Annotated in this window: 22 protein-coding genes, 1 tRNA gene and 1 pseudogene; 10 read left to right on the top strand and 14 right to left on the bottom strand. The window is 65.4% G+C overall.

Going from position 1 to position 24,452, the window contains the following annotated elements; all coding sequences use genetic code 11:
• Positions 1-5: 5 nt before the first annotated feature.
• Genes polA through ACYQR9_RS06285 form a run of 3 tightly spaced genes read right to left on the bottom strand, consistent with a single transcriptional unit; the run spans position 6 to position 3,741 of the window.
• On the bottom strand, positions 6-3,062 hold the full coding sequence (polA, locus tag ACYQR9_RS06295) for a DNA polymerase I (RefSeq protein ID WP_461229057.1): 3,057 nt from the start codon (positions 3,060-3,062) through the stop codon (positions 6-8).
• A 42-nt stretch (positions 3,063-3,104) separates the two neighbouring features.
• Positions 3,105-3,455 carry a HepT-like ribonuclease domain-containing protein gene (locus tag ACYQR9_RS06290; protein WP_461229056.1) on the bottom strand — a complete coding sequence of 117 codons (351 nt, stop codon included), beginning with the start codon at positions 3,453-3,455 and terminating at the stop codon, positions 3,105-3,107.
• The gene (locus ACYQR9_RS06285; protein ID WP_461229055.1) at positions 3,445-3,741 is read right to left on the bottom strand and encodes a nucleotidyltransferase family protein; all 297 of its coding nucleotides are present in this window, start codon (positions 3,739-3,741) and stop codon (positions 3,445-3,447) included. Before ACYQR9_RS06285 ends, ACYQR9_RS06290 begins: the two co-directional genes overlap by 11 nt.
• A 122-nt stretch (positions 3,742-3,863) precedes the next feature.
• Here ACYQR9_RS06285 and ACYQR9_RS06280 point away from each other — a divergent pair, with 122 nt between their 5' ends.
• Entirely contained in the window at positions 3,864-5,054 is a 1,191-nt protein-coding gene (locus ACYQR9_RS06280) for a PQQ-dependent sugar dehydrogenase (RefSeq protein WP_461229054.1), read from the top strand.
• Positions 5,055-5,061: 7 nt separating this feature from the next.
• Here the strand turns inward: ACYQR9_RS06280 and ACYQR9_RS06275 are convergent, their stop codons facing one another.
• Complete coding sequence (locus tag ACYQR9_RS06275; RefSeq protein ID WP_461229053.1) at positions 5,062-6,234, bottom strand: YihY/virulence factor BrkB family protein; 1,173 nt, start codon at positions 6,232-6,234, stop codon at positions 5,062-5,064.
• 270 nt (positions 6,235-6,504) lie between these two features.
• On the opposite strand from ACYQR9_RS06275, the gene ACYQR9_RS06270 reads away from it, so the two are divergent.
• Positions 6,505-8,325, top strand: a complete 1,821-nt coding sequence (locus tag ACYQR9_RS06270; protein ID WP_461229052.1) for a monovalent cation:proton antiporter-2 (CPA2) family protein — start codon at positions 6,505-6,507, stop codon at positions 8,323-8,325.
• Positions 8,326-8,510: 185 nt separating this feature from the next.
• Here ACYQR9_RS06270 and ACYQR9_RS06265 read toward each other — a convergent pair whose 3' ends face one another.
• The 6 genes from ACYQR9_RS06265 to ACYQR9_RS06240 are packed head-to-tail and all read right to left on the bottom strand — an operon-like array spanning position 8,511 to position 14,922.
• The gene (locus ACYQR9_RS06265; RefSeq protein ID WP_461229051.1) at positions 8,511-9,461 is read right to left on the bottom strand and encodes an acetamidase/formamidase family protein; all 951 of its coding nucleotides are present in this window, start codon (positions 9,459-9,461) and stop codon (positions 8,511-8,513) included.
• A gap of 33 nt (positions 9,462-9,494) precedes the next feature.
• Entirely contained in the window at positions 9,495-10,223 is a 729-nt protein-coding gene (urtE, locus tag ACYQR9_RS06260) for an urea ABC transporter ATP-binding subunit UrtE (RefSeq protein ID WP_207410954.1), read from the bottom strand.
• Positions 10,220-10,930 carry an ATP-binding cassette domain-containing protein gene (locus tag ACYQR9_RS06255; RefSeq protein ID WP_461229050.1) on the bottom strand — a complete coding sequence of 237 codons (711 nt, stop codon included), beginning with the start codon at positions 10,928-10,930 and terminating at the stop codon, positions 10,220-10,222. Before ACYQR9_RS06255 ends, urtE begins: the two co-directional genes overlap by 4 nt.
• The gene (urtC, locus tag ACYQR9_RS06250) at positions 10,927-12,012 is read right to left on the bottom strand and encodes an urea ABC transporter permease subunit UrtC (protein WP_461229049.1); all 1,086 of its coding nucleotides are present in this window, start codon (positions 12,010-12,012) and stop codon (positions 10,927-10,929) included. The genes ACYQR9_RS06255 and urtC overlap by 4 nt, the downstream gene beginning before the upstream one ends.
• Positions 12,013-12,071: 59 nt before the next feature.
• Positions 12,072-13,703 carry an urea ABC transporter permease subunit UrtB gene (gene urtB, locus ACYQR9_RS06245; protein ID WP_461229048.1) on the bottom strand — a complete coding sequence of 544 codons (1,632 nt, stop codon included), beginning with the start codon at positions 13,701-13,703 and terminating at the stop codon, positions 12,072-12,074.
• Positions 13,696-14,922, bottom strand: a complete 1,227-nt coding sequence (locus ACYQR9_RS06240; RefSeq protein ID WP_461229047.1) for a transporter substrate-binding protein — start codon at positions 14,920-14,922, stop codon at positions 13,696-13,698. Before ACYQR9_RS06240 ends, urtB begins: the two co-directional genes overlap by 8 nt.
• Positions 14,923-15,185: 263 nt before the next feature.
• Here ACYQR9_RS06240 and ACYQR9_RS06235 point away from each other — a divergent pair, with 263 nt between their 5' ends.
• Both ACYQR9_RS06235 and ACYQR9_RS06230 read left to right on the top strand, forming a co-directional pair.
• The gene (locus ACYQR9_RS06235; protein WP_461229046.1) at positions 15,186-15,572 is read left to right on the top strand and encodes a transposase; all 387 of its coding nucleotides are present in this window, start codon (positions 15,186-15,188) and stop codon (positions 15,570-15,572) included.
• Positions 15,573-15,766: 194 nt separating this feature from the next.
• Positions 15,767-15,843 (top strand) — tRNA-Arg (locus tag ACYQR9_RS06230).
• A gap of 71 nt (positions 15,844-15,914) precedes the next feature.
• Here the strand turns inward: ACYQR9_RS06230 and ACYQR9_RS06225 are convergent.
• Positions 15,915-16,214: pseudogene (locus ACYQR9_RS06225) on the bottom strand (transposase); the annotation flags it as partial.
• 228 nt (positions 16,215-16,442) lie between these two features.
• Positions 16,443-16,703, bottom strand: a complete 261-nt coding sequence (locus ACYQR9_RS06220) for a hypothetical protein (protein WP_311275955.1) — start codon at positions 16,701-16,703, stop codon at positions 16,443-16,445.
• 350 nt (positions 16,704-17,053) lie between these two features.
• On the opposite strand from ACYQR9_RS06220, the gene ACYQR9_RS06215 reads away from it, so the two are divergent.
• From ACYQR9_RS06215 to ACYQR9_RS06195, 5 genes are all read left to right on the top strand, one after another.
• On the top strand, positions 17,054-17,506 hold the full coding sequence (locus ACYQR9_RS06215; RefSeq protein WP_056428264.1) for a BLUF domain-containing protein: 453 nt from the start codon (positions 17,054-17,056) through the stop codon (positions 17,504-17,506).
• 215 nt (positions 17,507-17,721) lie between these two features.
• The gene (locus tag ACYQR9_RS06210) at positions 17,722-18,618 is read left to right on the top strand and encodes an alpha/beta fold hydrolase (RefSeq protein WP_461229045.1); all 897 of its coding nucleotides are present in this window, start codon (positions 17,722-17,724) and stop codon (positions 18,616-18,618) included.
• A gap of 341 nt (positions 18,619-18,959) precedes the next feature.
• Positions 18,960-19,145: a hypothetical protein gene (locus ACYQR9_RS06205; RefSeq protein ID WP_461229044.1), complete on the top strand. Its 186-nt coding sequence runs from the start codon at positions 18,960-18,962 to the stop codon at positions 19,143-19,145.
• A 77-nt stretch (positions 19,146-19,222) separates the two neighbouring features.
• A complete protein-coding gene (locus ACYQR9_RS06200) occupies positions 19,223-19,690 on the top strand; it encodes a hypothetical protein (RefSeq protein ID WP_461229043.1) in 468 nt (155 codons plus the stop codon).
• Positions 19,691-19,810: 120 nt separating this feature from the next.
• Positions 19,811-20,380 carry a hypothetical protein gene (locus ACYQR9_RS06195; protein WP_461229042.1) on the top strand — a complete coding sequence of 190 codons (570 nt, stop codon included), beginning with the start codon at positions 19,811-19,813 and terminating at the stop codon, positions 20,378-20,380.
• Positions 20,381-20,653: 273 nt separating this feature from the next.
• Here ACYQR9_RS06195 and ACYQR9_RS06190 read toward each other — a convergent pair whose 3' ends face one another.
• Positions 20,654-21,685, bottom strand: coding sequence for an aldo/keto reductase (locus tag ACYQR9_RS06190; protein ID WP_461221419.1), 1,032 nt, complete (start codon positions 21,683-21,685; stop codon positions 20,654-20,656).
• A gap of 509 nt (positions 21,686-22,194) precedes the next feature.
• Here ACYQR9_RS06190 and ACYQR9_RS06185 point away from each other — a divergent pair.
• A complete protein-coding gene (locus ACYQR9_RS06185) occupies positions 22,195-23,073 on the top strand; it encodes an SMP-30/gluconolactonase/LRE family protein (protein ID WP_461229041.1) in 879 nt (292 codons plus the stop codon).
• A 75-nt stretch (positions 23,074-23,148) separates the two neighbouring features.
• Here the strand turns inward: ACYQR9_RS06185 and ACYQR9_RS06180 are convergent, their stop codons facing one another.
• On the bottom strand, positions 23,149-24,441 hold the full coding sequence (locus ACYQR9_RS06180) for a sensor histidine kinase (RefSeq protein ID WP_461229040.1): 1,293 nt from the start codon (positions 24,439-24,441) through the stop codon (positions 23,149-23,151).
• Positions 24,442-24,452 lie beyond the last annotated feature (11 nt).

The raw sequence follows: 24,452 nt of genomic DNA, 5'->3' as shown, positions 1-24,452 counted from the left end.
AACGTTCAATGCGCCTCCTCCCAATTCCCCGCCGCCTGCGCCTCCACGACCAGCGGCACGCGCAGGGTCAGCGCCGGAGAGGGCGCCTCGACCATCACCCGGCGGATCACCGGCAGCGCCTTCTCCACCTCGTCCTCGGGTGCTTCGAACACCAATTCGTCGTGCACCTGCAGCAACATGGTCACGTTGAGTTCTTCCGCCCGCAGCGCCTGCTCCATCCGGACCATGGCCCGGCGGATGATGTCGGCGGCCGAGCCCTGGATCGGGGCGTTGATCGCCTGGCGCTCCACGCTCGCCCGCTCGTTCGGGTTGTTCGAGCGGATCTGCGGATAGTGGCAGACGCGGCCGAACAGGGTGGTGACGTAGCCGAGGTCGCGGCAGAGCTTCTTGGTGTCGTCGATATAGGCGCGGATGCCGGGGAAGCGCTCGAAATACTGCTTGATGAAGGCCGAGGCCTCCTCGCGGCCGATGCCGAGGCGGTCGGCCAACCCAAAAGCCGAGATGCCGTAGATGATGCCGAAATTGATCGTCTTGGCGCGCCGGCGCAGGTCCGAGGTCATGTCCTTCAAGGGCACGCCGAACATGGCGCTGGCGGTGGCCGCGTGGATGTCGACACCGTCTTCGAAAGCTTGGCGCAGCTGCGGGATATCGGCGATGTGGGCGAGGATGCGCAGTTCGATCTGGCTGTAATCGGCCGAGATGAGCTTCCTGCCCTCCGGCGCCACGAAGGCACGGCGGATGCGCCGGCCCTCCTCGGTGCGGATCGGGATGTTCTGCAGGTTCGGCTCCGAGGAGGAGAGCCGGCCGGTGGTGGTGGCCGCCAGCGAGAACGAGGTGTGGACCCGGTCCGTCTCGCGGTCCGCATGCTGCTGCAGCGAATCCGTGTAGGTGGATTTCAGCTTGGCGAGCTGGCGCCATTCCAAGATCTTTTTGGGCAGTTCGTGCCCGGCCTGAGCCAGTTCCTCCAGCAGGGTGGCGGGCGTCGCCCACTGGCCGGACGGCGTCTTCTTGGCGCCGGGCAGGCCCATCTTGCCGAACAGGATGTCGCCGATCTGCTTCGGCGACGAGACCTGGAAGCGCTCGCCGGCATCCTCCTGGATCTCTTCCTCCAATCGCACGAGGATCTGCGAGAAATCACCCGAGAGCCGGCTCAGCATGTTGCGGTCGACGCGGATTCCCGCCGCTTCCATCCGGGCGATGACCGGGATGAGGGGGCGTTCCAGGGTCTCGTAGACCGTCACCCGGCGCTCGGCGACGAGGCGCGGCTTCATCATCCGCCACAGGCGCAGGGTCACGTCCGCATCCTCGGCGGCGTAGGCGGTGGCCTTGTCCAGGGGCACCCTGTCGAAGGTGACCTTCGCCTTGCCGGTGCCGGCCACGTCCGAGAAGGTGATCGGCTGATGGCCGAGATGGCGGCGGGCGAGTTCGTCCATACCGTGCCCGCCCTTGCCGGCATCGAGCACGTAGGAGATCAGCATCGTGTCGTCGAACGGCGCGATCTCGATGGCGACGGTCTGACGCCGGAACACCAGCCAGTCGTACTTGATGTTCTGGCCGACCTTGAGGACGCCCGGATCTTCGAGGAGCGGCTTCAGCGCCGTCAGGGCGGCATCGATCGGGATCTGGCCCGTGACTTGGCTGAACTGCCCCGTGGCCGCCTTGGCATCGCCGAACAGGTCGCTCGCCTCGGACGCCGCCACCGGCTCCAGATGGGCGAGGGGGATATAGGCCGCCCGCCCCGGCGCCACCGCCAGGGAGACTCCGACGAGGGCGGCGTTGTTCGCGTCGAGGGAGTCGGTCTCGGTATCCACCGCCACCACTCCGGCCTCGCGTGCCTCGGCGATCCAGGCCCCCAATTGAGCGAGGCTGGTGATCGTCTCGTAACCCGTCGTGTCGATGGGGTTCGTCGCCTCGGCCGCGCGCAGGGCAACGAGGCCGGAGGGCGTCGGTTCTGAGGGGCCGCGCGGCTTCGCTTCGCCTTCCGGCAGGTTCAGGTCGGCAAAGGGATCGACCTCGCCGCCTTGTGCCGCGGCCTCGAACGGGGGCGCGTCGGCGCCGTCCGACCCCGGCAGCAGGGCCGGATCGGGCTTCACCTTCTCGGGGTCCACATGCAGCATCGAGGCGATGCGGCGGGTCAGGGTGTTGAACTCCATCGCCTTGAGGAAGCCGACGAGCTTCTCGGGGTCGGGCGCTGGCAGGCGCAGGTCGTCGAGGGCGATGGGGAGCGGCACGTTCTCTTCCAGCGCCACCAGCCTCCGAGAGAGCTTCGCCTGATCGATACTGGCAAGAAGGGTCTCGCGGCGCTTGGGCTGCTTGATCTCGCCCGCCCGCTCCAGCAGCGCGTCGAGGCTGCCGTATTCCTTGATCAGGGCGGCGGCCGTCTTGAGGCCGATGCCGGGCACGCCGGGCACGTTGTCGGACGTGTCGCCGATGAGCGCCAGGGCGTCACCGATCTGGTTCGGCTGCAGGCCTTCCCATTTGGCGATGATGGCGTCGAGGTCGAGGTTGCGCTCGGGCCTATGCCCGGGCTTGCCCTTCACGCCGGATTCGAAATCGTAGAACCGCACCAGCGGCCCCACCAGCTGCATCAGGTCCTTGTCTGAGGAAACGATGATGACGCCGGCCCCGCGCGCCTCGGCTTGGCGCGAATAGGTGGCGATGAGGTCGTCGGCCTCGTAGCGCTCCAGCTCAATGGGTTGGAGGCCGAAGGCGCGCACGGCCTCGCGCATCAGCGGCATCTGGCGTTTGAGGTCGTCCGGCGCGTCGGGGCGGTGGCCCTTGTAGTCGGGGAAGAGCTCCTTGCGGAACGAGCCCTCCGACTTGTCGAACACGATGGCCAGATGCGTCGGCTTGATCCCCGCTGCCCCGTCCTGAACGAACTGGGCGATCTTGGTGCAGAACAGCCGGACCGCCCCCGTGGGCAGCCCGTCCGAGGGCCTGGTGTTGTACTTCTGGTCCTGGTTGATCGACTGGAAGTAGGCCCGGAAAATGAACGACGATCCGTCCACCAGGATGATCTGATCGCCGGGGCCGACGGGGGCGGATGGAGAGACAGCGTTCATCGTGAGAAAAAGGCCAAGTTCAGGAGACGAGAGCGAGCGCGCTCAGGAGGCAGAAAAAGCGTCGCGTTCGGCGATGCAGGCATGACGTACTTCGCCGAGCCGTTCTTGGACGGCAGCCCAGACCAGATCCAGCTCTACCTTGTGATAGGGATGTCGATAGACGTTGCCGACATTGGCGATCGATTGCCAGGGAATATGCGGGTTGCGCAGCTTCGTTTCCGGATCGAGGCGGCGACTGGCCTCGGAGATGATCTCGAGACAGCGGATGACAGCGTAGACCGTACGTTGGTCAGCGATGAACGTCTCGAACGTCATTCCAGCCGTGAAGTGCTGAGCGGCGTCGATATTGTCGATGATGTCGATGATCGCATCGCGGACGCGTTCAGAACGCATGAACGGCATCTCGTTCGGCCCGCAGACGGATATGCGGTTTCAGAGCATCACGGCTGGCCACGTCCACGCTGACCGGAAAGAGCGCCTCGATGAAGTACACCAGGCCCACATAATCGTAGACGTCACGAATGGTCTCTCGGTCGAGAACGACCATGACGTCGACGTCGCTTGAACCGATCGCCTCTCCCCGCGTCGTCGACCCGAACAGCGCAGCATGACGGACGCCGCGTAGGCATAGCTCCGCCTCGTTCTCTCGAAGAATTCCGATGGCGATGCCGCGATCCATTCGGCGACACTACTTCAAATCGCGGGCGCGCTGAAGGGCCGGGTGGAAGTGTCGCGTGCCGGAACGGCGGATTCCAAGACCGCGTTTCAGCCTCGTCCTCCACAGTTTCGGAATCCCACCGCATGATCCCGGTCCGCCGCTCGACCTGCCTCGCCCTGACACTCGCCCTCTCCGCCGCCCCGCTCCCGGTCTTTGCCCAGGCGCTGCAGAACCCCGGCACGGCGACGATCGAGGCCCATGTGGTGAAGGCCGCGCCGCTGGAGGCGACACCGGAGCGGATCGCCGCTCTGAAACTCCCCGCAGGGTTCAAGATCGAGGCCTTCGCCCGCGATCTCGGCGCGCCCCGGGTCATTATCGTGGCGCCGGACGGGGCGCTCTATGTCAGCGACCGCGACGCCGGCACGGTCACCCGCATTGATGCGACCGACGCGGCCAAGCGCCAAGTCGTCCTAAAGAAGCCGGATGTGCACGGGCTCGCCATCCATGACGGCACCCTGTTCTACGTGACGGTGAAAGAGATCTTCTCCGCGCCGATGAAGGCCGATGGCGGTCTCGGCCCCGAGACGAGGCTCGTCGCCGACCTTCCCGATGCCGGCCAGCATCCGAACCGCACCATCGGCTTCGGGCCGGACGGCTGGCTCTATGCCAGCCTCGGTTCCACCTGCAACGAATGCGAGGAGCGCAACCCCGAGAACGCCACGATGGTGCGGATGAAGCCGGATGGGTCGGGCCGGGAGATCGTCGCTTCAGGCCTGCGCAACACCATCGGTTTCGCCTGGGAGCCCGGGACGAAGGCGCTCTATGGCTGGGATGACGGCGTCGACTGGCTCGGAAACGACGCAACGCCGGAGGAACTGAACCGGATCGAGCCGGGCAAGAAGTATGGCTGGCCCTACATCTTCGGCGCCGGGATCAAGAACCTCTACCGTGAGGTCCCGAAAAGCTCGCTGGAGCAGTGGGACAAGGACAGCGACCGACCGCTTCTCACTTGGACGGCGCACGCCTCTTCGATGCAATTCGCCTTCTACGACGGCGCGCAATTCCCGGCCGAGTACAAAGGCGATGCCTTCGTCACCATGCACGGTTCCTGGAACCGCAAACCGCCGAGCGGCTACGAAGTCCTGCGCGTGCATTTCGAAAAGGGCCGCCCGACGACGATCACCCCCTTCGTGTCGGGCTTCCTCACCGAAGGCGGCCCGAGCGGCTGGTCGCGCTTCGCGCGGCCCTTCGGTCTGGCGGTCGCCAAGGATGGAAGCCTTTTCCTCGGCGACGACCAGCACGGCATCATCTACCGGATCAGCTACAAGGGCTGAGCGGAACTCAACTCGCGGCGCCCACCGTATCCGCCATGCGGGCGTCGCGAGCTCCCAAGGGCTCCTCGTGTCCGATAGTGGTATCGGCCTCGGTCTGGTGCTCCATCTCCGCATTGATCTCGGCGCCGACGAGGACGATGGTCGTCGAGATCCAGATCCAGGTCATGAAGCCCACGACCGCGCCGAGGGAGCCGTAGGTCTCGTTGTACTTGCCGAAATTCGAGACGTACCAAGAAAAGCCCAGCGACCCCGCGAGCCATAGCACGCCCGCGATGGCGCTGCCCCAGGTCACCCAGCGCCAGCGCGGCGCGTCGCGGCTCGGACCATAGCGATAGAGCACAGCGAGGCCGGCCAGCACCGCGAGCAGCAGCACCGGCCAGCGCAGGAGCGAGATGTACCAGGCCTCCGCGCTGAGACCGACGACGTTGATCACCGCCGGCACCACGACGATGCCCACCAGGGCCAGCACGATGAAGAGCAGCGCCCCCGCCGTGAAGGTGAGCGAGCGCAGGTTGAGCCAGAAGAAGTTTCGGGTCTCGCGCTCCTCGTAGACGATGTTGAGGGCCTGGAAGACCGCTTTCATCCCGCCATTGGCGCTCCAGATCGACAGGGCGAGACCGGTGAAGAAAGTGAGACCCAGGGTGGTGTCACCCTTCTCAGCGATGCGCTTCACCTGTTCGCCGATGATGTCGAGAGCACCGGACGGGATCACGCCCTGGAGGTTCTGCAGGTGATCGTTGATCGTCGATACCTCCGCCACCAGACCGTAGCAGGCGACCAGGGCGGCAATGGCGGGGAAGATCGCCAGCAGAACGTAGAAGGTCACGCCGGCGGCCACCGAGACGAGGTTGTTCTCGCCGATATCGTGGAAAACCCGAAGACCGATATCCTTCCAGCCCTTGGCGGGGATTTCGGACGGTGTCGACGCCTGCCGCCCGCGTTCGGTCTCCGTCCTGGCGACGTGCTTGGCGTCCCTTCCCTCATGGGAGGGGGAGGGCTCGCTCGTGCGCGGGGCGGAGGGAGACCTGTCCAACGATGACCCGGACGGGGATGGCCGCGTGCCCTTCCGCGGCAGGACGACGAGACCGACGAGCGCGGTCACGAGCCCCAGCGTCCACAGGGTGGAGCCGGATTGCCCAGCGCCCCCCGCTCCCGCCGGGTCATGATGTGGTTCGGCCATCGGCGGTTCGTCCTGTAGAGCGGAAAGTGAATTCAATTCCCTGCGACAACCTTCCGCCGCCCAGAGAGTTTCATGCACGGTCGCCGACCGTCTTTCAGCGGACGAAGTCGGTGAGGGAGAGCCGCAGACGCGCTGTCCGGCACGGTGCGTGCTCTCAGGCACGGACTGTCAACCCGTCTGCGGTTATCTAGCGCCATTCGGCGCTTGCCCTCGGCAGCCGTTGCCCTCACCGTTTTCGCGAAATCTTCCAAACGAGGACACGACAGCCCCGTGCCGCACGCGACAGAGCTGATTGCCATCATCGCCCTCGGTCTCGTCCTGGCCTTCGCCTGTGGGATGCTGGCCCAACGGCTGCGGCTTCCTCCCCTGGTCGGCTATCTCCTGGCCGGGGTTCTGGTTGGGCCGTACACACCCGGCTTCGTCGGCAACAGCCAGCTCGCGAGCCAGCTGGCCGAAATCGGCGTGATCCTGCTGATGTTCGGGGTCGGCCTGCATTTCTCGATCAAAGACCTGATGGCGGTGCGCACCATCGCCCTGCCGGGCGCGATCGTGCAGATCGTGGCCGCTACCGCCATGGGTGGGCTGCTGGCGCATCTCTGGGGCTGGGGCATCGGCGCGGGCCTCGTCTTCGGCCTGGCCCTCTCGGTGGCGAGCACCGTGGTGCTGCTGCGTGCCCTGGAGGAGCGTCGGCTCCTCGACAGCGACAAGGGCCGCATCGCGGTGGGGTGGCTCATCGTCGAGGATCTGGCGATGGTCCTCGCCCTGGTCCTGCTACCCGCTCTCGCACCATCCCTCGGGGGAACCGGCGACGGCGCGGCCCACCATGTCGCCGACGGCAACATCTGGCTCACCCTGGCCCTGACGTTGGCCAAGGTCGCGGTATTCGCCCTGGTGATGCTGGTGGGCGGACGCCGCGTCGTGCCCTGGCTCCTAGATCAGGCGGCCCGCACCGGCTCGCGCGAACTCTTCACCCTCGCCGTCCTCGCTTTGGCGCTGGGCATCGCCTTCGGATCGGCGGAACTCTTCGGGGTCTCCTTCGCGCTCGGTGCATTCTTCGCCGGCATGGTGCTGGCCGAATCCGACCTCAGCCATCAGGCGGCGGCCGATTCCCTGCCCCTGCAGGATGCGTTCGCGGTGCTGTTCTTCGTCTCCGTGGGCATGTTGTTCGATCCGGGCATCCTCCTGCGCGAGCCGCTCTCGGTGCTGGCCGTCCTCGGCATCATCCTCCTCGGCAAATCGCTCGCCGCCGTGGCCATCGTGCTGGCCTTCAAGCATCCCATCGGCACCGCGCTCACCATCGCGGCCAGTCTCGCGCAGATCGGCGAGTTCTCCTTCATCCTCGTCAGCCTCGGATTGTCGCTGAAGCTCCTGCCGACGGAAGGACGCGATCTCATCCTCGGCGGCGCGATCCTGTCGATCACGCTCAACCCGCTCTTCTTCGTCCTGGCGGAGCGGGCGACGCGCTTCTTCGCCGAGCGGCCGGAGCTCGCGGCCCGGTTCGAGCGTCGCGGCGCAGCGGCGATGGCGGTGACGGAGGAGGCGAAGCCTCACCGCGGGCATGCCATCGTCATCGGCTATGGCCGTGTCGGAAGCACCATCGCCAAGGCCTTCGCCACCTGGGACCTTCCCTATCTGGTGATCGACCGCGACCGCCGCCGCGTCCTCGACCTGCGCAAGGACGGTGTCGAAGCGGTGTTCGGAGACGCCACGGCGCCGGGTATCCTCGAGGCCGCCGATATTGGCCAGGCGAAGCTCATCGTGGTCGCATCGCCCGAGCCGCATACGGCGCGCCGCCTCGTCGAACTCGCCCGCGAGGCCAATCCCGGCATCGACACGCTGGTGCGCACCCATAACGATGGCGAGCGGCACTATTTCGAGGAACAGGGCGTCGGCCTCGTCCTCATGGCCGAGCGCGAACTGGCCTTCGGCATGACGCTCTACGCCCTGCGCAGCCTCGGGCTGAAGGAAGGCGAAGCCCGCATCTTCGTCGATAGCACCCGTGTGGAGAGCCGCACGGCCCCGGTCGAGGCCGAGATCGACCAGGGCGCTCCGGAACTCCGCCCGCACAAGCCGGATGTGGTCGAAGGGTAGGGCTTGGTCTGCGGTCCTGCGAAGGACGGGATGGGTTCCGTCTTTTCAAACACATCCTGCGGGCAGGCATCGTCCTGAGTCCGTCCGAGCGCCCGGGTATGTGCGACGCAACCCACCCCATGTCCGGAGCATTTCGTATCGAGTGACCGGCCGATCGGTCCGATGAGCTCCGGGGGCGTCCCGGCTCAGGCAGGTCCTGCCAGGGCGCTCTTGGGCAGTAGCATGTGCACCCCCTTGTTGCCGTCGACCGTTTGCGTGATCCGGAGGTTCCCGGCGAGCGAGCACAGCATGTTGGCCTGATTGCGGGTCAGGCTGCTGCGTGCGCAGACATGGCGGACCATCTCGCGCACCGCCTGGCGCATGGCCTCGTCGAGGCTTTCATGCAGGCCGATCGTCATGAGATCGGTCGGGGTCTCGGCAAACGGCCACGCATAGCCGAGATCCTTGCGCACGGTCAGCCGAAAGGTCCCCGATAGGCCGGTCTCGAGAGCGGTGATGCAGACCTCGCCGTCACCCTGCACGCCGTGGCCGTCGCCGGCATAGAAGCCCGCGCCCGGATTGAAGACTGGCAGATACAGCGACGTGCCGGCCTTGAGTTCCTTGTTGTCCATGTTCCCGCCGAAGGCGCGGGGAACCGGAGAACCGACCCTTCCCCAGGCTGCGGGAGGCGCCGTGCCCATGATTCCGAAGAACGGATCGAGGGGCAGCTCGGCGCCCCAGGGCAGGATCGCGACGCCGCGGGCGACGTCGATGTCGGGATGGATCGTCTCGTAGTCGGTGAACTCGTCCGGCAGGGTGCCGAGCAGCGGAAGGATCGCCACGAAGCCCCAATCCATGCGGAACTTCAGATCGAGGATGTCGACCTGAAGCACGTCGCCGGGTTCCGCCCCGCGGACATGGACCGGACCGGTGACGAAATGCGGCCCGGGGCCGGAGGCGAGGGTATCGAGGGCGGCGAGGTAATCGGCCGGCACCCGAGCCGGATCGGGATGGAGCGATTCCTTGCCGCCGGCCGGAAACGAATGGAGCGTGACGGTGTCGCCGGACTCGACCTCCAGGACCGGCAGCAGAGCGGCGTCGAAATAGCCGAGCACCATCGTGTCGGGGGTCGCGGGAATCTCGTGATGCGTCGACATGAGGGATCCTTCCGAAGGTCTGATGGCGGCTGGTCAGACCGCGATGTGCCGGGACAGGGTGGCGTGGTCCAAGGTCTCGCGCGTGCCCCGTTCGACCACGTTGCCGCGCGAGAGCACGACGAAGGAATCGGCGAGGCGAACCGCGAATTCGAGATATTGCTCCACGAGGAGCACGGTGATCCGGCCTTTGAGCTCTTCGATCACGGTCTCGATCGCCGAGACGATGGAGGGTTGAATGCCTTCCGTGGGCTCGTCGAGGAGGATGAGGCGGGGGCGTGTGCTCAGCGCGCGGGCGATGGCGAGTTGCTGCTGCTGACCGCCCGAGAGATTGCCGCCGGGCCGGTTCCACAGGTCGCGCAGGGCCGGGAACAAGGCGACCGCTTCATCCACGGCGTCGGTGCGGTCCAGCCCGTGTGCCCGGGCGGCGACACGCAGGTTCTCGGCCACAGAGAGGTCGGCGAAGATCTCGCGCCCTTGCGGCACGATGGCGAGGCCCGCCCGCGCCCGCCGGTCGGGAGACATGTCGGTGATGTCGGTCTCGCCGAGGATGATGCAGCCACGGCTCACCGGAATCAGGCCGGCAAGACAGCGCAACAGCGTCGTCTTGCCGGCGCCGTTGCGGCCCAGCACCGCCAGGCAGGAACCCGGCTCGATGGACAGGTCGACGTTCCGCAGGACTTGCGCACTGCCGTAATGCTGGTCGAGGCCGGTGACGGACAAGCCGAGCGGAACCGGCGAAAGGGAGGGGGACACGTCGCTCATCGGCCGAGGAACACCTCGATGACCCGTGAATCGGCGCGCGCGCCGGCCATTCCGCCCTCGAACAGGGTGCGGCCCTCGTGCAGCACGGTCACCCGGTCGGCGATCGCCTCGACGAATTCCATGTCGTGCTCGATCACCAGAATGGCCCGGTCGGGCCGGCGCAGGGATCGAATGAAATCGGCGGTGCGTGCAGTCTCGGCATCGGACAATCCTGCCACCGGCTCGTCGAGGAGGACCAGCTTCGGCTGCGAAGCTAGGACCATGCCGATCTCCAACCATTGCTTCTCCCCGTGCGCCAGGGAACCGGCGAGGGTGTCCGCACGCGTCTCCAACCCGGTCTCGGCGAGGGATACCGCGATGCGGTCGGATCGCTCGGAGATCGGGCAGTCGAGGCCACAGCCGATCTCAAGGTTTTCGCGCACGGTCAGGGCAGGAAAGACGCTGGGCTTCTGGAACTTGCGACGCACGCCCGCATGGGCGATCTCGGCCTCCGAGCGGCGGGTCAGGTCGAGGTCGTCGCCGAGCATGATGCGGCCCGAGGTCGGTTTGGCGATGCCCGTGATGGCGTCGAGAAGGGTGGTCTTGCCGGCGCCGTTCGGACCGATCACCGCCCGGACCTCACCAGGATCGATGGCCAGTGACAGCTCGTCCAGGGCGCGGAACCGCCCGAACACGACGCTCAGATTCTCGATGGTCAGGGCGCTCATCCGAGCCTCCCGCCGCGCCGCAGCCAGGTCGGCTTCAGGCGCAGGGCCGCGAGGTCGAGGAGGCCGTTCGGCAGCCCCAGCACCACGACGAGGACGAGCCCCGACAGGATGAAGGGCCACGCCTCCGGCATCGCGGCGCTCAGCCAGAACTTGAGGGCGTTGACCGCCACGGCGCCGATCACCGCGCCGCCGAGCCTTCCCATCCCGCCGATGGCGACCCAGACTGCGATCTCGATGGAGAGATCGGGGCTCAGCACGCGCGGGTTGATGATGCCGACCTGAGGCACGTAGAGGATCCCGGCGATGGCGGCGATCGTCGCGGAGAGGCACCAGATCCCGAGCTTCAGGCGCGTCGTACTGTAGCCGAGGGTGCGCAGGCGGGCCTCGTCGTCGCGGCAGGCCAGCATGCGCCGGCCGATACGGCCGACCACAAGGGCACGCGTGCCCACGAGGATCAGGGCTAGGGCCAGCAGCGTCGCCACGGCCAGACCCGTGACCATGCCGGGCGCGCCGATGGGATAGCCGAACAGGAGCGGGAATCCGGTCATGCCGTTATTCCCGCCGAGACCGGTATCGTTCCGGAACATCAGCAGCATGGCGACATAGACCAGGGCCTGGCTGATGATCGAGAAGTAGACGCCGTTCACCCGCGAGCGGAAGGAGGCATAGCCGAACAGGAAAGCGATGGCGGCCGACAGGACAAGGGCCATGACCAGAGCATACGGCGCGCTCGCGAGACCGGACCAATAGAGCGGCAGGGTCTTCCAACCCATGAACTGCATCAGGTCCGGTGCCACGCCGGTGACGGTATAGGCGTGGGAGAGCAGGTGCATCGCGCAGACGTAGCCGCCAATGGCGAAAAACAGGCCATGCCCCAGGCTGAGAATGCCGAGATAGCCCCAGACCAGATCGAGGGAGACGGCGAGGATCGCGAAGGCCGCGAGTTGGCCGACCATGTTGACGAGGTAGGGGGCGGGTTGCAGCAGGAGGATCGCGAGCGCGCCGGCGAGGACGAGACCGATCACCGCCGCCAGCAAGGTATCTCCCCTCAAAGCCGGAAGAAGCCAGCGGAACGCCGGCATGGGCCGAGATCGTGTCATGGGCTGAGATGGTATCGTCGGCGAGGGTTCCACGGCCTCGCTCATCGCCGACGCCTGACGGCGAACAGCCCTTCGGGCCGGCGCTGGAGGAAGAGGATGATGCCCACGAGCACGATGACCTTGGCGGCGACCGCGCCGTAGAACGGCTCGATCAGGACGTTGGCCCCGCCGATGCCGAGGGCCGCCACGAGGGTGCCGATGACGGTACCGACGCCACCGAGCACCACCACCATGAAACTGTCGACGATGAAGGTCGCGCCCATGCCCGGATTGACGCTGTAGATCGGGCAGAGGGCCACACCGGCGAGCCCCGCCAGTCCCGAGCCGAAGCCGAAGGCGAGGCAGTCGACCCGGCGGGTGCGGATGCCGAGACAGGCCGCCATGTCGCGATTCTGCGTCACCGCACGGATGTCGAGGCCGAGCGGCGAGCGCTTCAGGATCAGGAGCGTCAGCACCAGGGTGATCGCCGCAAAGGCGATGGCGAAGAGCCGGTTCCAGGTCACGATGAAATCGGCATAGAGGGGCACGCCGCCGCTCACGTAGGACGGCATGGCGAATTGCAGGTTCTGCGATCCGAAGACCACGCGCACGAAATTGATGAGGAACAGGCTCACGGCCCAGGTGGCGAGCAGGCTCATCAACGGTCGACGATAGAGGTGGCGCAGGATCAGCGCTTCGATGACGATCCCCACCATGGCGGCGGCGAGGAAGGCGACGGGGATCGCCGCGAGGAGGTAGAGGTCGAGGAAGCCCGGAGCGAAGCGGCGGAACGCCTCCTGCACGGCATAGGCCGCATAGGCGCCAACCATGATGAACTCGCCCTGTGCGAGGTTGATCACGCCCATCAGTCCAAAAATGATCGCCAGCCCCGCGGCGGCCATGAACAGGATGCTGGCGAAGCTCAAGCCGTTGTAGAGGAGCGCGAGGCCGTTGCCGATCCACACAGCGCGTTCGACCTTGGCGATCGCGGCCTCCAAAGCCGCACGGAAGGCGGGGTCGGCGCGATAGGCCGGATCACTCTTCAGGGCGGAGAGCCGCGAGAAGGCAGCACCCGAGGGAGCCTCGGCCACCGCCCGGATCGCCGCCAGGCGACGCGCCGGATCGGGCGAGGACAAGGCCGCTCCCTGTGCCGCCACGCCGATTGCCGTCTTTAATCCGGCATCGTTCTCGTTGTCCTGCGCCCGCACCAGCACGGCATCGGGGACGCCCGCCATGCGCCGCTCGACGGCTGCCAACCCCTTCCGTCGAAGCTCCACCGTCTCGCCCGCGATCAGGGTCGAGATGCCGAGGGCGGTCTCCACGAGGCCGCGCTGGCGGAGGCCGAGCACCGGCGAGCGTCCGCCATTCGTGGAACGAACGCCGCCGCTCACAACCTCGCGCCCGTCCGGTGCCCCGGCCTTCTCGAGCAGAACAGCCGTATCGCCGAGGCAGACGAGGCGTCTCTCAAGCAAGCCGCCCAGCAGGATGCCGGCGAAAGCGAGATCCTCGACCGTCATCTCGCCGCTCGACCGGATCAGCGCATCGAGCACCCGGCTCTGCGCGGCCCCGTCACCGCACAGGCCGACCGCGAAGCCCGCGCGTTCGAAGCTAGGCGACGCTCCGAAGGCCGGCTGCATCAGACCGGCGACGAGCAGGATCGCGCCGCAGAGCCAGGATTTCAGGCTCTCAACCATACGGGCTGAACGGCACGGGTTTGGGAGCGTCGGGCGATTGCCAGAGGATGTCGAAGCCCTGCTTCTCGTTGACCGAGCCGATGAAGACGCCGCGGGCGACGTAGTTGTTCTCTCCCGTCATCGTCAGTGTGTAGCCGGAGGGATCGGCGAAGCTCAGGCCGGCGAAGGCCTTGCGCACTTCGGGCACGTCGAAGCTCCCGGCCTTCGCCGCCGCCAGGGCCCAGAGCTGAACGCTGTCATAGGCCGAGACCATCGGATCGATGACGGTGTCGGCGCTGAAGGGCACCGATTTGGCCTTCACGTAAGCGGCCCAATCCGCAAGGAACCGGGTATTGGCCTCCGCCTTCGCCGCCTGGAGATAGGCCCAGCAATTGAGGTGGCCGACGAGAGGCGCCGTATCCAGCCCTTCGAGATCGGCCTCCACCATATCGAGGCCGAGGATCGGCACATCGGTGGCCCGGATGCCCTGGTTGGCGAATTCGCGCAGGAAATCCGGAATCGACGAGCCCACCACCGTGAGCACGACAATGGGCTGCCCGCCCGGCTCGGCGGCGAAGCTGCGGATCTGGTTCACCAGGGTCTGGAAGTTGGAGAAACCCAGGGGCACGTATTCCTCGCGCCAGGCCGTCGCCGCCACGCCCTTCGATGCCCAATAGGCCTTGAGTTGCTTGTTGATCGTGCGCGGCCAGACGTAATCGGAGCCTATCATGAAGAAGCGTTTGGCCCCGACGCCCTCGGCACCCATCAGGTAATCCACCGCGGGCAGCACCGAGCTCGCCGGCGGTGAATTCACGTAGACGACGTTCTTCGAATTCTCGTCGCCTTCGAAATGAAGAGGATAGAACAACAGCCCGTCACTCTGCTCCACCACCGGCAGGACCGACTTGCGCGAGACCGAGGTCCAGCAGCCGAACAGGGCGGCGACCTTCTCCTGCTGCAGCATCTGCCGGCCGATCTGGGCGTAGAGCGGCCAATCCGAAGCCGGGTCCGAGGTCACCACCTCGATCCGGCGTCCATTGACGCCGCCCTTGGCGTTGATTCCATCGGCCGCCATGCGCACCACATGGTTCAGGCGGCCTTCGATATTGGCCATCGTGCCCGAGGAGGAGAACAAGCATCCGAGCTTGACCGTGTCGGCTGCCCAGGCCGGACGGATGATTGCGGGGGCAGCGAGCGCCGCCGCGGTCCCGATGAAATGACGCCTCGTGACATCGACCATGGGCTTCGAACCTCCCCCGATACGACCCGAAGTTTCCAATTCCTCAGGACCGAACGGAAGGTCAAATACGCTGCATGGTCCCCCTTGGATGCGCAAAAGGTCATCGGACCGCCTGCAACATGGGCTGGATCCGATGCAAAACGTCAAAATTTGCATTTGCGCCGTCAGCTATTCGCCGGCCTGACCTCCCATTCCACGGTGCGCTTCTTGCTGGTGCATCTTGCTCGAAGCCAAACCCCATCTTCGATCGCGAAGGTCTACACATGCGTCGATGCCGACACACCGATCAGGAGGTCGCCTTTCTCCTTAGGGAAGCCGAGAATGGGACTCCCATTTCGGCCATCTGCGAGACGGCTCATATCTCCGTCGGCACGTTCTACCGCTGGCGTCGCCGCCTCGGCGGTCTACCGCCGGCAGGCGTCGCCCATCTCGGGCAGATCGAACGCGAGAACGCCGCATTGCGGGCCGAACTGGCTCGCCTGAGGCATTCCTTGCTCGCCCTGACCCCACGCTATCCCGATCACCGGGTGGATCTCACGACCAAAGCCCTCGACCGCGCTGAGACACCCCCAGCCCATGGCGAAGGCGTGCGCTATCGCGGAGAAGCCGCCACGGTCGGTCGCTACGCCTTCGTGCGCGGCGCCAACTGAAGCCCGGCTCCGTTACGGGAGAGGTTCGTCGAGGATCGGACCATGCCGGCGTATCGGTGGCCGATGAGATGCATGGACGTACGCGCCCAACGCTGCTCCGGATGGCGATCCGAGTCTCGCATGGCGAAACGCCGCTTTGACCGCCGACACCGTTGCGCGGGGCCACGGCTTGGGTTAGGTGTCATCCACGGTCAGCACCCGTAGCTCAGCTGGATAGAGCGTTGCCCTCCGAAGGCAAAGGTCACACGTTCGAATCGTGTCGGGTGCGCCAATTTTTCGACGAATTAGGATTTGGACTCATAACCAATAGCTGATGGTTGCAGCGATGCAGGCAGCTTTGAGTTAGTGGGCTGCAGACCCGTCGTATCGCGTGGCGCTGCGACGGAAGTCCTTGATGCGGCCGAACATGCGCTCGACGGCATTGCAGCCCTGGTAGAGGACCGGCGAGAAGCAGGGCTTCCAGCGCCGGTTGGACTTTGGCGGGATGTTGGAGGCGGCTCCTGTCGCTTCGATCTGCCGGCGAATGGCATCGCTGTCGTAGCCTTTATCGCCGAGCAGGATCCGGCACCGGGGCGAGCGCTCGAGGAGCAAGGCTCCTGCCTTGCGGTCCGCGACTTGTCCGCCCATCAGTAGGAAGGCGAGCGAGCAGCGCTGCGCCACTCGGTTCAGGTGGCCAAGTCAAGATCTGCTTTGCAGGCGGGCGGTGGAACGCTCCTGCGCCGGAGGCACGCGCTTCCGCCGAATCGTCAAGGATGACGAATGGTATTCCAGCGCGCTCGCAGATCTCCACATCGCAGCCTTCGTCTGTCTTCTACTCGAACAGGCTGCTCAACGCGCAGACAGTCGATAACGGACGAGATTCGATACCCATCAGATCTGTCCGGGCTGGCAGCCATAGGGTGGCACCGAGCGCGGGAAACGTTCTTTGATGCGCTCGCAGCCCCACGACCGCAGCGACTCTGGCAGGCGGCGGTTCACTTCGATGCCAACCTCGTCATAGGGCGTTTGTCCGGCTGTGACGTAGCTGTACCAGCGCCAGCCCAGGGTGCCGACGCCTGCGAGCAGGATTGCGAAGGCCACCGTCGCGGCCAGCCCCAAGCGTGACTGCGCAGGTCTCGTCTTATCTACCATGCAGACCATGTCCTCGATGTTCGTGCGATCCTGACAATGCTCTGCTCCCTCGCGGGGAAGAGCCCGTTGCGACCGACAGGATGATGGGGGCTCCCTTACAACACCCATTCAACGGATGGCCATGCTGCCGCTCTGTGAAAGACGGACGATCGGCTTGGCAACAACGTCAACGCCTCTCAGCATCCGCCCGGATGCCTAGCCTTTTTGATGTAAAAGGTATGTATTAACCCAAAGAATTTTCTCCGCCTCATGGGCCAAACCAGCCGCTCTTCTCTACGTTGTCTGTCCGCACGGCACGAGGTGAGCTCGTTTGATCGTGCCATGCTAAACGTGATGGACAAAAATCTGTAATGATACATCAGCTTGTTTACTATAGCCGAAACGTTGTTGCCGGCAACGATCGCTCCATGCTTATGAATTTGCGTGACATCGTCTCGGCCTCACAACGCAACAACAGCCGTGATGGGATTACCGGTTTTCTCATATTCGATAAAACCTGGTTCATTCAGGTTCTTGAGGGCGACCAAGCGCAGGTGAGTAGTACCTATACGCGCATCGCCCGCGATCCGCGCCATACAAGTGCTACCATTCTGGATGCACGGAACGTTCAGGGCCGCTCCTTTCCCAACTGGACCATGGGTGGCGCCATGCGAACCCCAGAAGTCGAAGAAATTTACTTGCAGCATGGCATCGGAAGCTTCATCGACCCGACGCGCCTGACGAGCGGCAAGGTCATCGCCCTCGCCCTCGACCTTCAGGCTTTCGATGCCGCGAAACGTCAGACTCAGCGGCTCGCGAGTTGAAGTCTGCGCGACCAGTCCGGGTACGGCATTTGACGCGGTTCGACCGCAGACATAGCAACGCGTCCACAAGGCTGCGTGCCCGCACTCGACTGGCCTCAAGTCCCGGTGCATGACCGAAAGCCCGGCCCTCTGAAACGATCTCGCGAGCACTCGCGTCTCGCGGGGCCGGTTCTCTTCGGCTTCGAGTCGAGGGCGGATGCGGCGGAAACGGGAATATGGGCGTGTCCCTGCGGTGGATCGGTGCAACGGCTGGCGGGATCCTGGCCCGCTTGGCCATGGCCGCTATCCAACCGTGGAGGCGTGCCGGCGAGGCTCGCCACGCAGGTTTGGGACGGCTCGCGGCGAGGCGGACCCGCGTCGACGGCCAGATCATCCATGCCCTTGTCTCCATCGATGCCGTGCCGGATGATCGACTACCCGTGATCCTGGTCCATGGGCTGGGAATGTCCAGCCGATACATGGTCCCGCTCGCAAGGCATCTTGGCCCTCACCTGAAGGTCTACGCCCCCGACCTGCCCGGCTTCGGCTTGAGCGACAAGCCCCGGCACGTGCTCACCGTTCGCGAACTCGCCGATGCGCTGGCCGCCTGGATGCAGGCCTTCGACCTGAAGCGGGCGGCTTTTATCGGCAACTCGCTCGGCTGCGAAATACTGGTCGAACTGGCGATCGCTCACCCCCACCTCGTCGACCGCCTGGTTCTGCAGGGGCCCACGCCAGACCCGGAGGCGAGGAGCCTCTTCCGGCAGGTTGCGGGGTTCCTGGCCATCGCGCCGTTCGAGCGCTGGTCGCTGGCCTGGGTGGCGCTGAGCGATTATGCGCGGGGCGGGATCAACCGATACATCCTGACCTTGCACAGCATGGTCGGCAACCGCATCGGAGAGAAGGCGCTCCGCGTCATGCAGCCCACGCTCGTGGTCTGGGGCGCCCGTGACTACATCGTTCCCTACGCGTTCGTCACGATCCTCGCCGAAAGCCTGCCGCGCGGACGCCTTGCCGTCATTCCCGGTGCGGCCCACGGGATCAACTACTCCCACCCCGAGGCATTCACTGCCGTGCTTCTCCCTTTCCTCCTCGCCGAAGGCGACAGGCCTGCCGCGCAGAACCAGTCCTAAAGCGCTCACCGCCGAAGTGGATGCCGGTTCGGCGAAAAAGAGCGCGGCAAAACAAAGGCCTGGAGTTGCACCCGACTCAACGTGGTCGGGTGCAACTCCAGGCGGCCGGCACAGGCTGACATTCGGCCAGCGAGCGCCGTTATCGTTGCTCCCGCCGGTCGCGACATACGTCGGCAGGAGGTCCGTCTCGGACCGGAGGCGATGACGGGCGCGCCGAAGGATCGGCTGTCGAAACATTCGCCGAAGAACGGGCTCGTCATAGGATACCGCGCCAATACGCCGTCCGGCACGGATGCCGACCCCTTCACGACTCCTCAACCACACGGCGCCAGGATCGGGTTATGCTGAACCTCTCGACTCCACGCCGTCTGACCTTCCTTCTCTCGCTGGTGCTGATCGGCCTCGCCGTCGCCAGTCTCTATTTGCGCCTTCCGACCATTGGTCCCACTGTGGTCAAGTACCGGACCTGGTTCTTCGTCGGCGCGTATGTCCTGCTGGCTTTCGGTGTCGTCTCGAAAAGCCTCTGACCGGTCGCAGACGAAGATCGTACGTCCCTGTTCTTCCTCCAGATCAACGACACACGATTTCTGAGGCCATACTGTCCATGCCAACGGTGTTCCTGGATTGCGATGGCGTGCTGGCCGATTTCGATGCCGGCGCGAAGCAAGCCTTCGGGATGTCACCGGCGGAATTCGAGCGGCGTTTTGGCCTGAAGGGTTTCTGGGGCGAGCTTGCCTCGCTCAACAACTTCTTCGGTGAGCTACCGTTGATGCCGGATGCCATGGAACTGTATGAGGCGGTTCGCCACCTCGAGCCCATCATCCTCACGGGTCTTCCGCGGGGAAACTGGGCTGAGCCACAGAAACGCCTCTGGACGGCCCGGTATTTCCCCGGTGTCGAGGTGATCACGACGAGTGCCGCGCTGAAACGAGAACATTGCCGTCCTGGCGATGCCCTCGTGGATGACCGGGAGAAATACCGGCCCCTTTGGGAGCAGGCTGGAGGCATCTTCATCCATCATCGCAATGCGGATGCATCGATCCGGCGGTTGCGCCAACATGCATTCATCTAAGATAAAATGGCTTGTGCTTGTATCTCACTGGACAAGCATCATCTGTTCCTCATATGCTAAGCATTCGCTGCCGACGCGTCTTGCGTCCTTGAGCGTGTCGATCTCAGGATTATCTCATACATGAAGCGCCGTAGCGCGCGACCTTTCACGGTCGAAATCAAGCATACCCGTACATCCCGCGCCTCGCTCCCCGACGCCCCGGCACGTTCCCGCGTCGGCGACGACCTGTGGGGGGACCTGCAGGCAGCTGTGGCCGACAAGCCGGCCGATATGCAGCCCCTGCGCCTCGCTCATCCCGAGCCTGCACCGTCAGTGGCGCCCGCCGAGCCGCCCGCTCGGCGTGTCCTGCCGAGTCTCGTGCCGATGTTTGCCATGCCCGATGAGCCGGACGCATCCGAGGTCGTCAAAGCGCCGGAAGAGGAGCGACTGCCACGCGTGCAACGCGTGAAGCCACCGACCAAACGTAAGCAGAAGGTCGTGGCGCAGGTCGACTCGGCACTTTCGTTTGCCGATGCGGAAGACGAGCTCGACGATACACCGGTTGTCGCGAGCGCTGACTCGACACAGCCATCCGGTGGCGTCAGTGGGCCTGCTTTGGCTCAAGCGCGGACCGCACGGCGCGCTCAGCAGGCGGCGGCTCTACGGCCGGGCGAGCGTTGGAAGCGGCGGCTGCCACGTGCGCTCTGGTGATCCAACGCAACGGCTTCCTGCCTTGCTCGAGATGTAGCCTCCATTGTTCGATGGTTTGAAGCCTGCCCGCGCGGCCGCGTGGTGGCCGTCCGCGGGCCCTCAGTCAGCCTGACCGATGAGCCTGCATGATCTCCGAGTTGGTCGGCAACGACGCATAAGGCCGTTTTCCAATCGAGACGGGCGGAATGCGACACCATGCAGGCCGCGCTGCCAAGCGAGAGCAGGTGCACGCGTAACGAGTGCACTGCTCAAGACGATAGACGAATAGCCGTTTTACCAAGTCGTCGGCTTGGGGTTGCGCTCGTCGAACCCCTTCTGGTGCCAATAGGGATAGATCGGCGTCTCTTGGCTCGCCGCATCGAGGCGGGCCACCTGCTCGGGCGTCAGCGTCCAGTCGAGAACGGCAAGGTTCTGCTTGAGCTGCTCCTCGGTGCGGGCGCCAACGACGATGTTGCACACGGTGGGCCGGGTCAGCAGCCAGTTCAGGGCGACCTGCGCCACCGTCCTGCCGGTCTCCGCCGCCACATCATCCAGCGCATCGACCACGCCAAAGAGGTACTCGTCCGACACCGGCGGCCCGCCCTCGGCGCCGCCCGCAGCGATGCGGCCGCTCTGGTTCGGTTGCCCACGGCGGATCTTGCCGGTCAGACGGCCCCAGCCGAGCGGACTCCAAACCATCAGGCCCACGCCCTGGTCGATGCCGAGCGGCATCAACTCCCACTCGTAATGCCGCCCGATCAGGGAATAGTAGCCCTGATAGGCCACGTAACGCGCGAGCCCATAGCGCTCGGATGTGGCGAGCGCCTTCATCAGGTGCCAGCCGGAAAAGTTCGAGGCGCCGATATAGCCGATCTTGCCCGAGCGGGTGAGATCGTCGAGCGCCCGAAGCGTCTCCTCCACGGGGGTGAGTGCGTCGAATCCGTGCATGAAGTAGACGTCGATATGCTCGGTACCGAGCCGCTTCAGGCTGGCCTCGCAGGCACGAACCAGATGATGGCGCGAGGAGCCGACTTGGTTCAGGTCGTCATTGAAGCGGAAGGTCGCCTTGGTGGAGATCAACGCGCGCTCGCGCTTGCCCTTCAGAGCCTGGCCCAGGATCTCCTCCGAGGCACCTCCCGAGTAGATGTCGGCCGTGTCGAAGAAATTGACACCGGAATCCAGGCAAAGGTCCACCATACGGGTCGCCTCAGCGACATCGGTCTGGCCCCAGCGCTGAAAGAATTCGTTTGTCCCGCCGAACGTGCCCGTGCCGAAGCTGAGCACCGGTACGGTAAGGCCGGAGCGGCCAAGCTGCCTGTATTCCATCGAATCCTCTCAGCAACCCATCGCGCGGTATGTGATGCGCCTGCCGATCTAACGCGACGGGAGGCCTCGGTTTCCGTCGCGCGGGCATCGCTTCCGCGCGCCTCCTGGCTCTCGGCATGCAGGCCGCCTGCGTATCCTCGAAGTACTTTCGTTTGTATCGACCCGAGTGTTGCACCACGCATCTTGTACAGTGATCGCATCGGATATCGACGATCATCAGAATAGCCTGCGAAGACCTGTTGAACAATCGATGCCGGTCTCGCAGGCGTATGCGCAGATCGAGCTGTGCCCCGCTGCATCTTTCGTGGCCCCGATCCTGGATGCCGAGGGGACTCATCGTTCCCACACGAAACCCGAAGATTCCACATTGGAGGCTCCGACTTCGGAGAGCCCCGACTTCGGAAAGCCCCGACTTGGGGATGCTTCGACCCGGGGGATACTCTCGGGGGATATTTCGGCATGACAGGCATGCCGGTCGCCGCGAGCGGCTGCCCCGAGAAAGGACGAGCATGGACACGATGACGATCCTCGACGCGCACCGCTGCCATCTCGGCGAGGGCCCCTGCTACGATCCGCGAACCGGCACGGCATGGTGGGTCGACATTCTGGAGCGGCAGCTGTTCGAGAGGTCGCTCGCGGACGGCACCGCGCGCCTGCACGACCTGCCTTTCATGGCGAGCGGCGTCGCCGCGGTGGACGAGACCCGTCATCTCCTCGCCGCCGAAGACGGGCTTTACCTGCGCGGGCTGAGTGACGGAAAGCTCATGCTGCTCTGTCCGCTGGAGGCGGAGGATGCAGGCACCCGCTCCAACGACGGCCGTGTGCATCCCTGCGGCGCTCTGTGGATCAGCACCATGGGCCGCGATGCCGAGCCGGGGCGTGGCGCGATCTACCATGTCGCCGGTACCCGGGTCACGCGCCTCTACGGGTCGCTCACCATCCCGAACGCCATCTGCTTCTCGCCCGATGGCGCGACCGGCTACTTCGCCGACACCGATGCGGGTCTGCTGAAGCGCGTCAGCCTCGACCCCAGCACCGGCCTGCCGACGGGCGAGCCGTCGACGCTCTACGATCATCGCGGCGGGGATGGCGGCCTCGACGGCGCTGCGGTCGACGCCGAGGGCCGCATCTGGTGCACCCGCTGGGGTGCGTCCTGCATCGATGCCTATAGCCCGGAGGGCGAGCGCGTGCGGACGGTTCCCCTGCCGGTGACCCGCCCCTCATGCCCCACATTCGCCGGGCCGGATCTCGATCGCCTGCTGATCACCAGCGCCTATGAGGGCATGAGCCCGGAGGAACGCGACGCCGATCCCGAGCACGGGCGCACCCTCTTGGTGGCCGCCGGAATACGTGGCCTGCTGGAGCCCGCCTTCCGGATCTCCCCGTAAGTCGGTCGTTTCCGGCTATGCGCGACAGCCACTTGGCGCAGGAGTCGGAGACAGGCGCTGTGGGAACGCCGATGCTCATTCTTTGCCAGCGGACAGCGTCACCACGAAGACCGCGCCCTCATTCGTCCCGGGCTCACAACGCACCGTCGCGCCCATGCGCTCGGACAGCGTCGCGACGATGAACAACCCCATGCCCGTGCTCGGCGGTCCATCGGATCGCGTCCCAACAGACTGATGGAACTTCTTGAACAGGAGATCGTGACGGGCAGGATCGATACCCGGTCCGCGATCCTGAACCCGGATCGACACGTCTCCGCCATCCTGTGCGGCGCTGACCGTCAGGATGCCCCCCGTCGGACTGTAGCGGACGCCGTTGCCGAGAAGATTGTCGAGAATCTGTGCCAGGGCACCTGCGTCGAGCGTGGCGACCAACGGGCGATCCGGAAGGTCCACGTCGATCCGAACGTCGGCGGATTGCGCGAGCGGCTTGGTCCGGCCTGCGGCGGCCAGCACATGCCCTCGCACATCCTCGTCGGTGAGGCGCGTGAGCGGCCGGTGCTCGGCGGCGTGCGCATCGAGCAGCCGGGTCGCGAGAGCGAGCATCGCGTCGATGCTCGCTCTCGCCTGGTGCAAGACGACGAGCGGCAATTCCGGCTCCCGCGTTGCGCGCCGGACGGCGAGATCGAACAGGTTGCGCAGCCCGTAGAGGGGACTGCGCAGGTCATGGGCGGTGATCGCCATCAGGGTGTCGAGTTCGCCGTTCCTCTCCATCAGCCGGTCATTCTGCAGGCGGATGGTGCGCTTCTGCTCGTAATCGCTGCGACGTCCGGCATGGATCAGCGCTGCGGCGACGACGGCGATGACCGAGACGATCGCGGCATTGACGATGGCGATGACCTGCTCGGCGGGAAACGTCGCCGTGCCGAGCACGATCCAACAATAGGTGAGCAGCAGCGGGATCAAGGTCAGCCCGAAGGTGAGCGGCGGCAGCACGAACAGCAAGGTCAGAGACAGGAGCATCATAGGGTATCCGCTCGTCAGCCGCCCCTTGGCGCCCATCGCGGCGATCGCCCATTGGGTATCGAGCAATGTCAGAACCAGGAAGATTACGACGAAGACGCGCGGGAGCCACGTCCCACCGCCGCGCCGCAGCGTCAGCGAGGCAAGCAGGAAGCAAAGCGCCAACACGATTTCAACGGCGATCTGTACGGTCCTGAGCCCGGTGGCGAACTCGATCGACTTCGTGAACAGCCCCAGCATGCAGGCGATCTCGACCCGTCGAATATTGACGAGGGTCAGCATGTCTCCGAAGCTCATGCCGGCCTGCTCGGCGGGGGACACGTCCCAGCGTGCCAGCCAGCTCTTCATGATGACCTGCC

The organism is Methylobacterium sp. CM6241, from assembly GCF_054817845.1.
Note: the sequence above shows the minus strand (reverse complement) of the source record. Positions and strands in the feature narration are given on the sequence as shown.

What these genes read in the sequence shown, in the direction of transcription:
- polA (WP_461229057.1), bottom strand. Translation starts at nt 3,062, where the DNA reads ATGAACGCTGTCTCTCCATCCGCCCCCGTCGGCCCCGGCGATCAGATC.
- ACYQR9_RS06290 (WP_461229056.1), bottom strand. Translation starts at nt 3,455, where the DNA reads ATGCGTTCTGAACGCGTCCGCGATGCGATCATCGACATCATCGACAAT.
- ACYQR9_RS06285 (WP_461229055.1), bottom strand. Translation starts at nt 3,741, where the DNA reads ATGGATCGCGGCATCGCCATCGGAATTCTTCGAGAGAACGAGGCGGAG.
- ACYQR9_RS06280 (WP_461229054.1), top strand. Translation starts at nt 3,864, where the DNA reads ATGATCCCGGTCCGCCGCTCGACCTGCCTCGCCCTGACACTCGCCCTC.
- ACYQR9_RS06275 (WP_461229053.1), bottom strand. Translation starts at nt 6,234, where the DNA reads ATGGCCGAACCACATCATGACCCGGCGGGAGCGGGGGGCGCTGGGCAA.
- ACYQR9_RS06265 (WP_461229051.1), bottom strand. Translation starts at nt 9,461, where the DNA reads ATGTCGACGCATCACGAGATTCCCGCGACCCCCGACACGATGGTGCTC.
- urtE (WP_207410954.1), bottom strand. Translation starts at nt 10,223, where the DNA reads ATGAGCGACGTGTCCCCCTCCCTTTCGCCGGTTCCGCTCGGCTTGTCC.
- ACYQR9_RS06255 (WP_461229050.1), bottom strand. Translation starts at nt 10,930, where the DNA reads ATGAGCGCCCTGACCATCGAGAATCTGAGCGTCGTGTTCGGGCGGTTC.
- urtC (WP_461229049.1), bottom strand. Translation starts at nt 12,012, where the DNA reads ATGCCGGCGTTCCGCTGGCTTCTTCCGGCTTTGAGGGGAGATACCTTG.
- urtB (WP_461229048.1), bottom strand. Translation starts at nt 13,703, where the DNA reads ATGGTTGAGAGCCTGAAATCCTGGCTCTGCGGCGCGATCCTGCTCGTC.
- ACYQR9_RS06240 (WP_461229047.1), bottom strand. Translation starts at nt 14,922, where the DNA reads ATGGTCGATGTCACGAGGCGTCATTTCATCGGGACCGCGGCGGCGCTC.
- ACYQR9_RS06235 (WP_461229046.1), top strand. Translation starts at nt 15,186, where the DNA reads ATGCGTCGATGCCGACACACCGATCAGGAGGTCGCCTTTCTCCTTAGG.
- ACYQR9_RS06220 (WP_311275955.1), bottom strand. Translation starts at nt 16,703, where the DNA reads ATGGTAGATAAGACGAGACCTGCGCAGTCACGCTTGGGGCTGGCCGCG.
- ACYQR9_RS06215 (WP_056428264.1), top strand. Translation starts at nt 17,054, where the DNA reads ATGATACATCAGCTTGTTTACTATAGCCGAAACGTTGTTGCCGGCAAC.
- ACYQR9_RS06210 (WP_461229045.1), top strand. Translation starts at nt 17,722, where the DNA reads ATGGGCGTGTCCCTGCGGTGGATCGGTGCAACGGCTGGCGGGATCCTG.
- ACYQR9_RS06205 (WP_461229044.1), top strand. Translation starts at nt 18,960, where the DNA reads ATGCTGAACCTCTCGACTCCACGCCGTCTGACCTTCCTTCTCTCGCTG.
- ACYQR9_RS06200 (WP_461229043.1), top strand. Translation starts at nt 19,223, where the DNA reads ATGCCAACGGTGTTCCTGGATTGCGATGGCGTGCTGGCCGATTTCGAT.
- ACYQR9_RS06195 (WP_461229042.1), top strand. Translation starts at nt 19,811, where the DNA reads ATGAAGCGCCGTAGCGCGCGACCTTTCACGGTCGAAATCAAGCATACC.
- ACYQR9_RS06190 (WP_461221419.1), bottom strand. Translation starts at nt 21,685, where the DNA reads ATGGAATACAGGCAGCTTGGCCGCTCCGGCCTTACCGTACCGGTGCTC.
- ACYQR9_RS06185 (WP_461229041.1), top strand. Translation starts at nt 22,195, where the DNA reads ATGGACACGATGACGATCCTCGACGCGCACCGCTGCCATCTCGGCGAG.
- ACYQR9_RS06180 (WP_461229040.1), bottom strand. Translation starts at nt 24,441, where the DNA reads ATGAAGAGCTGGCTGGCACGCTGGGACGTGTCCCCCGCCGAGCAGGCC.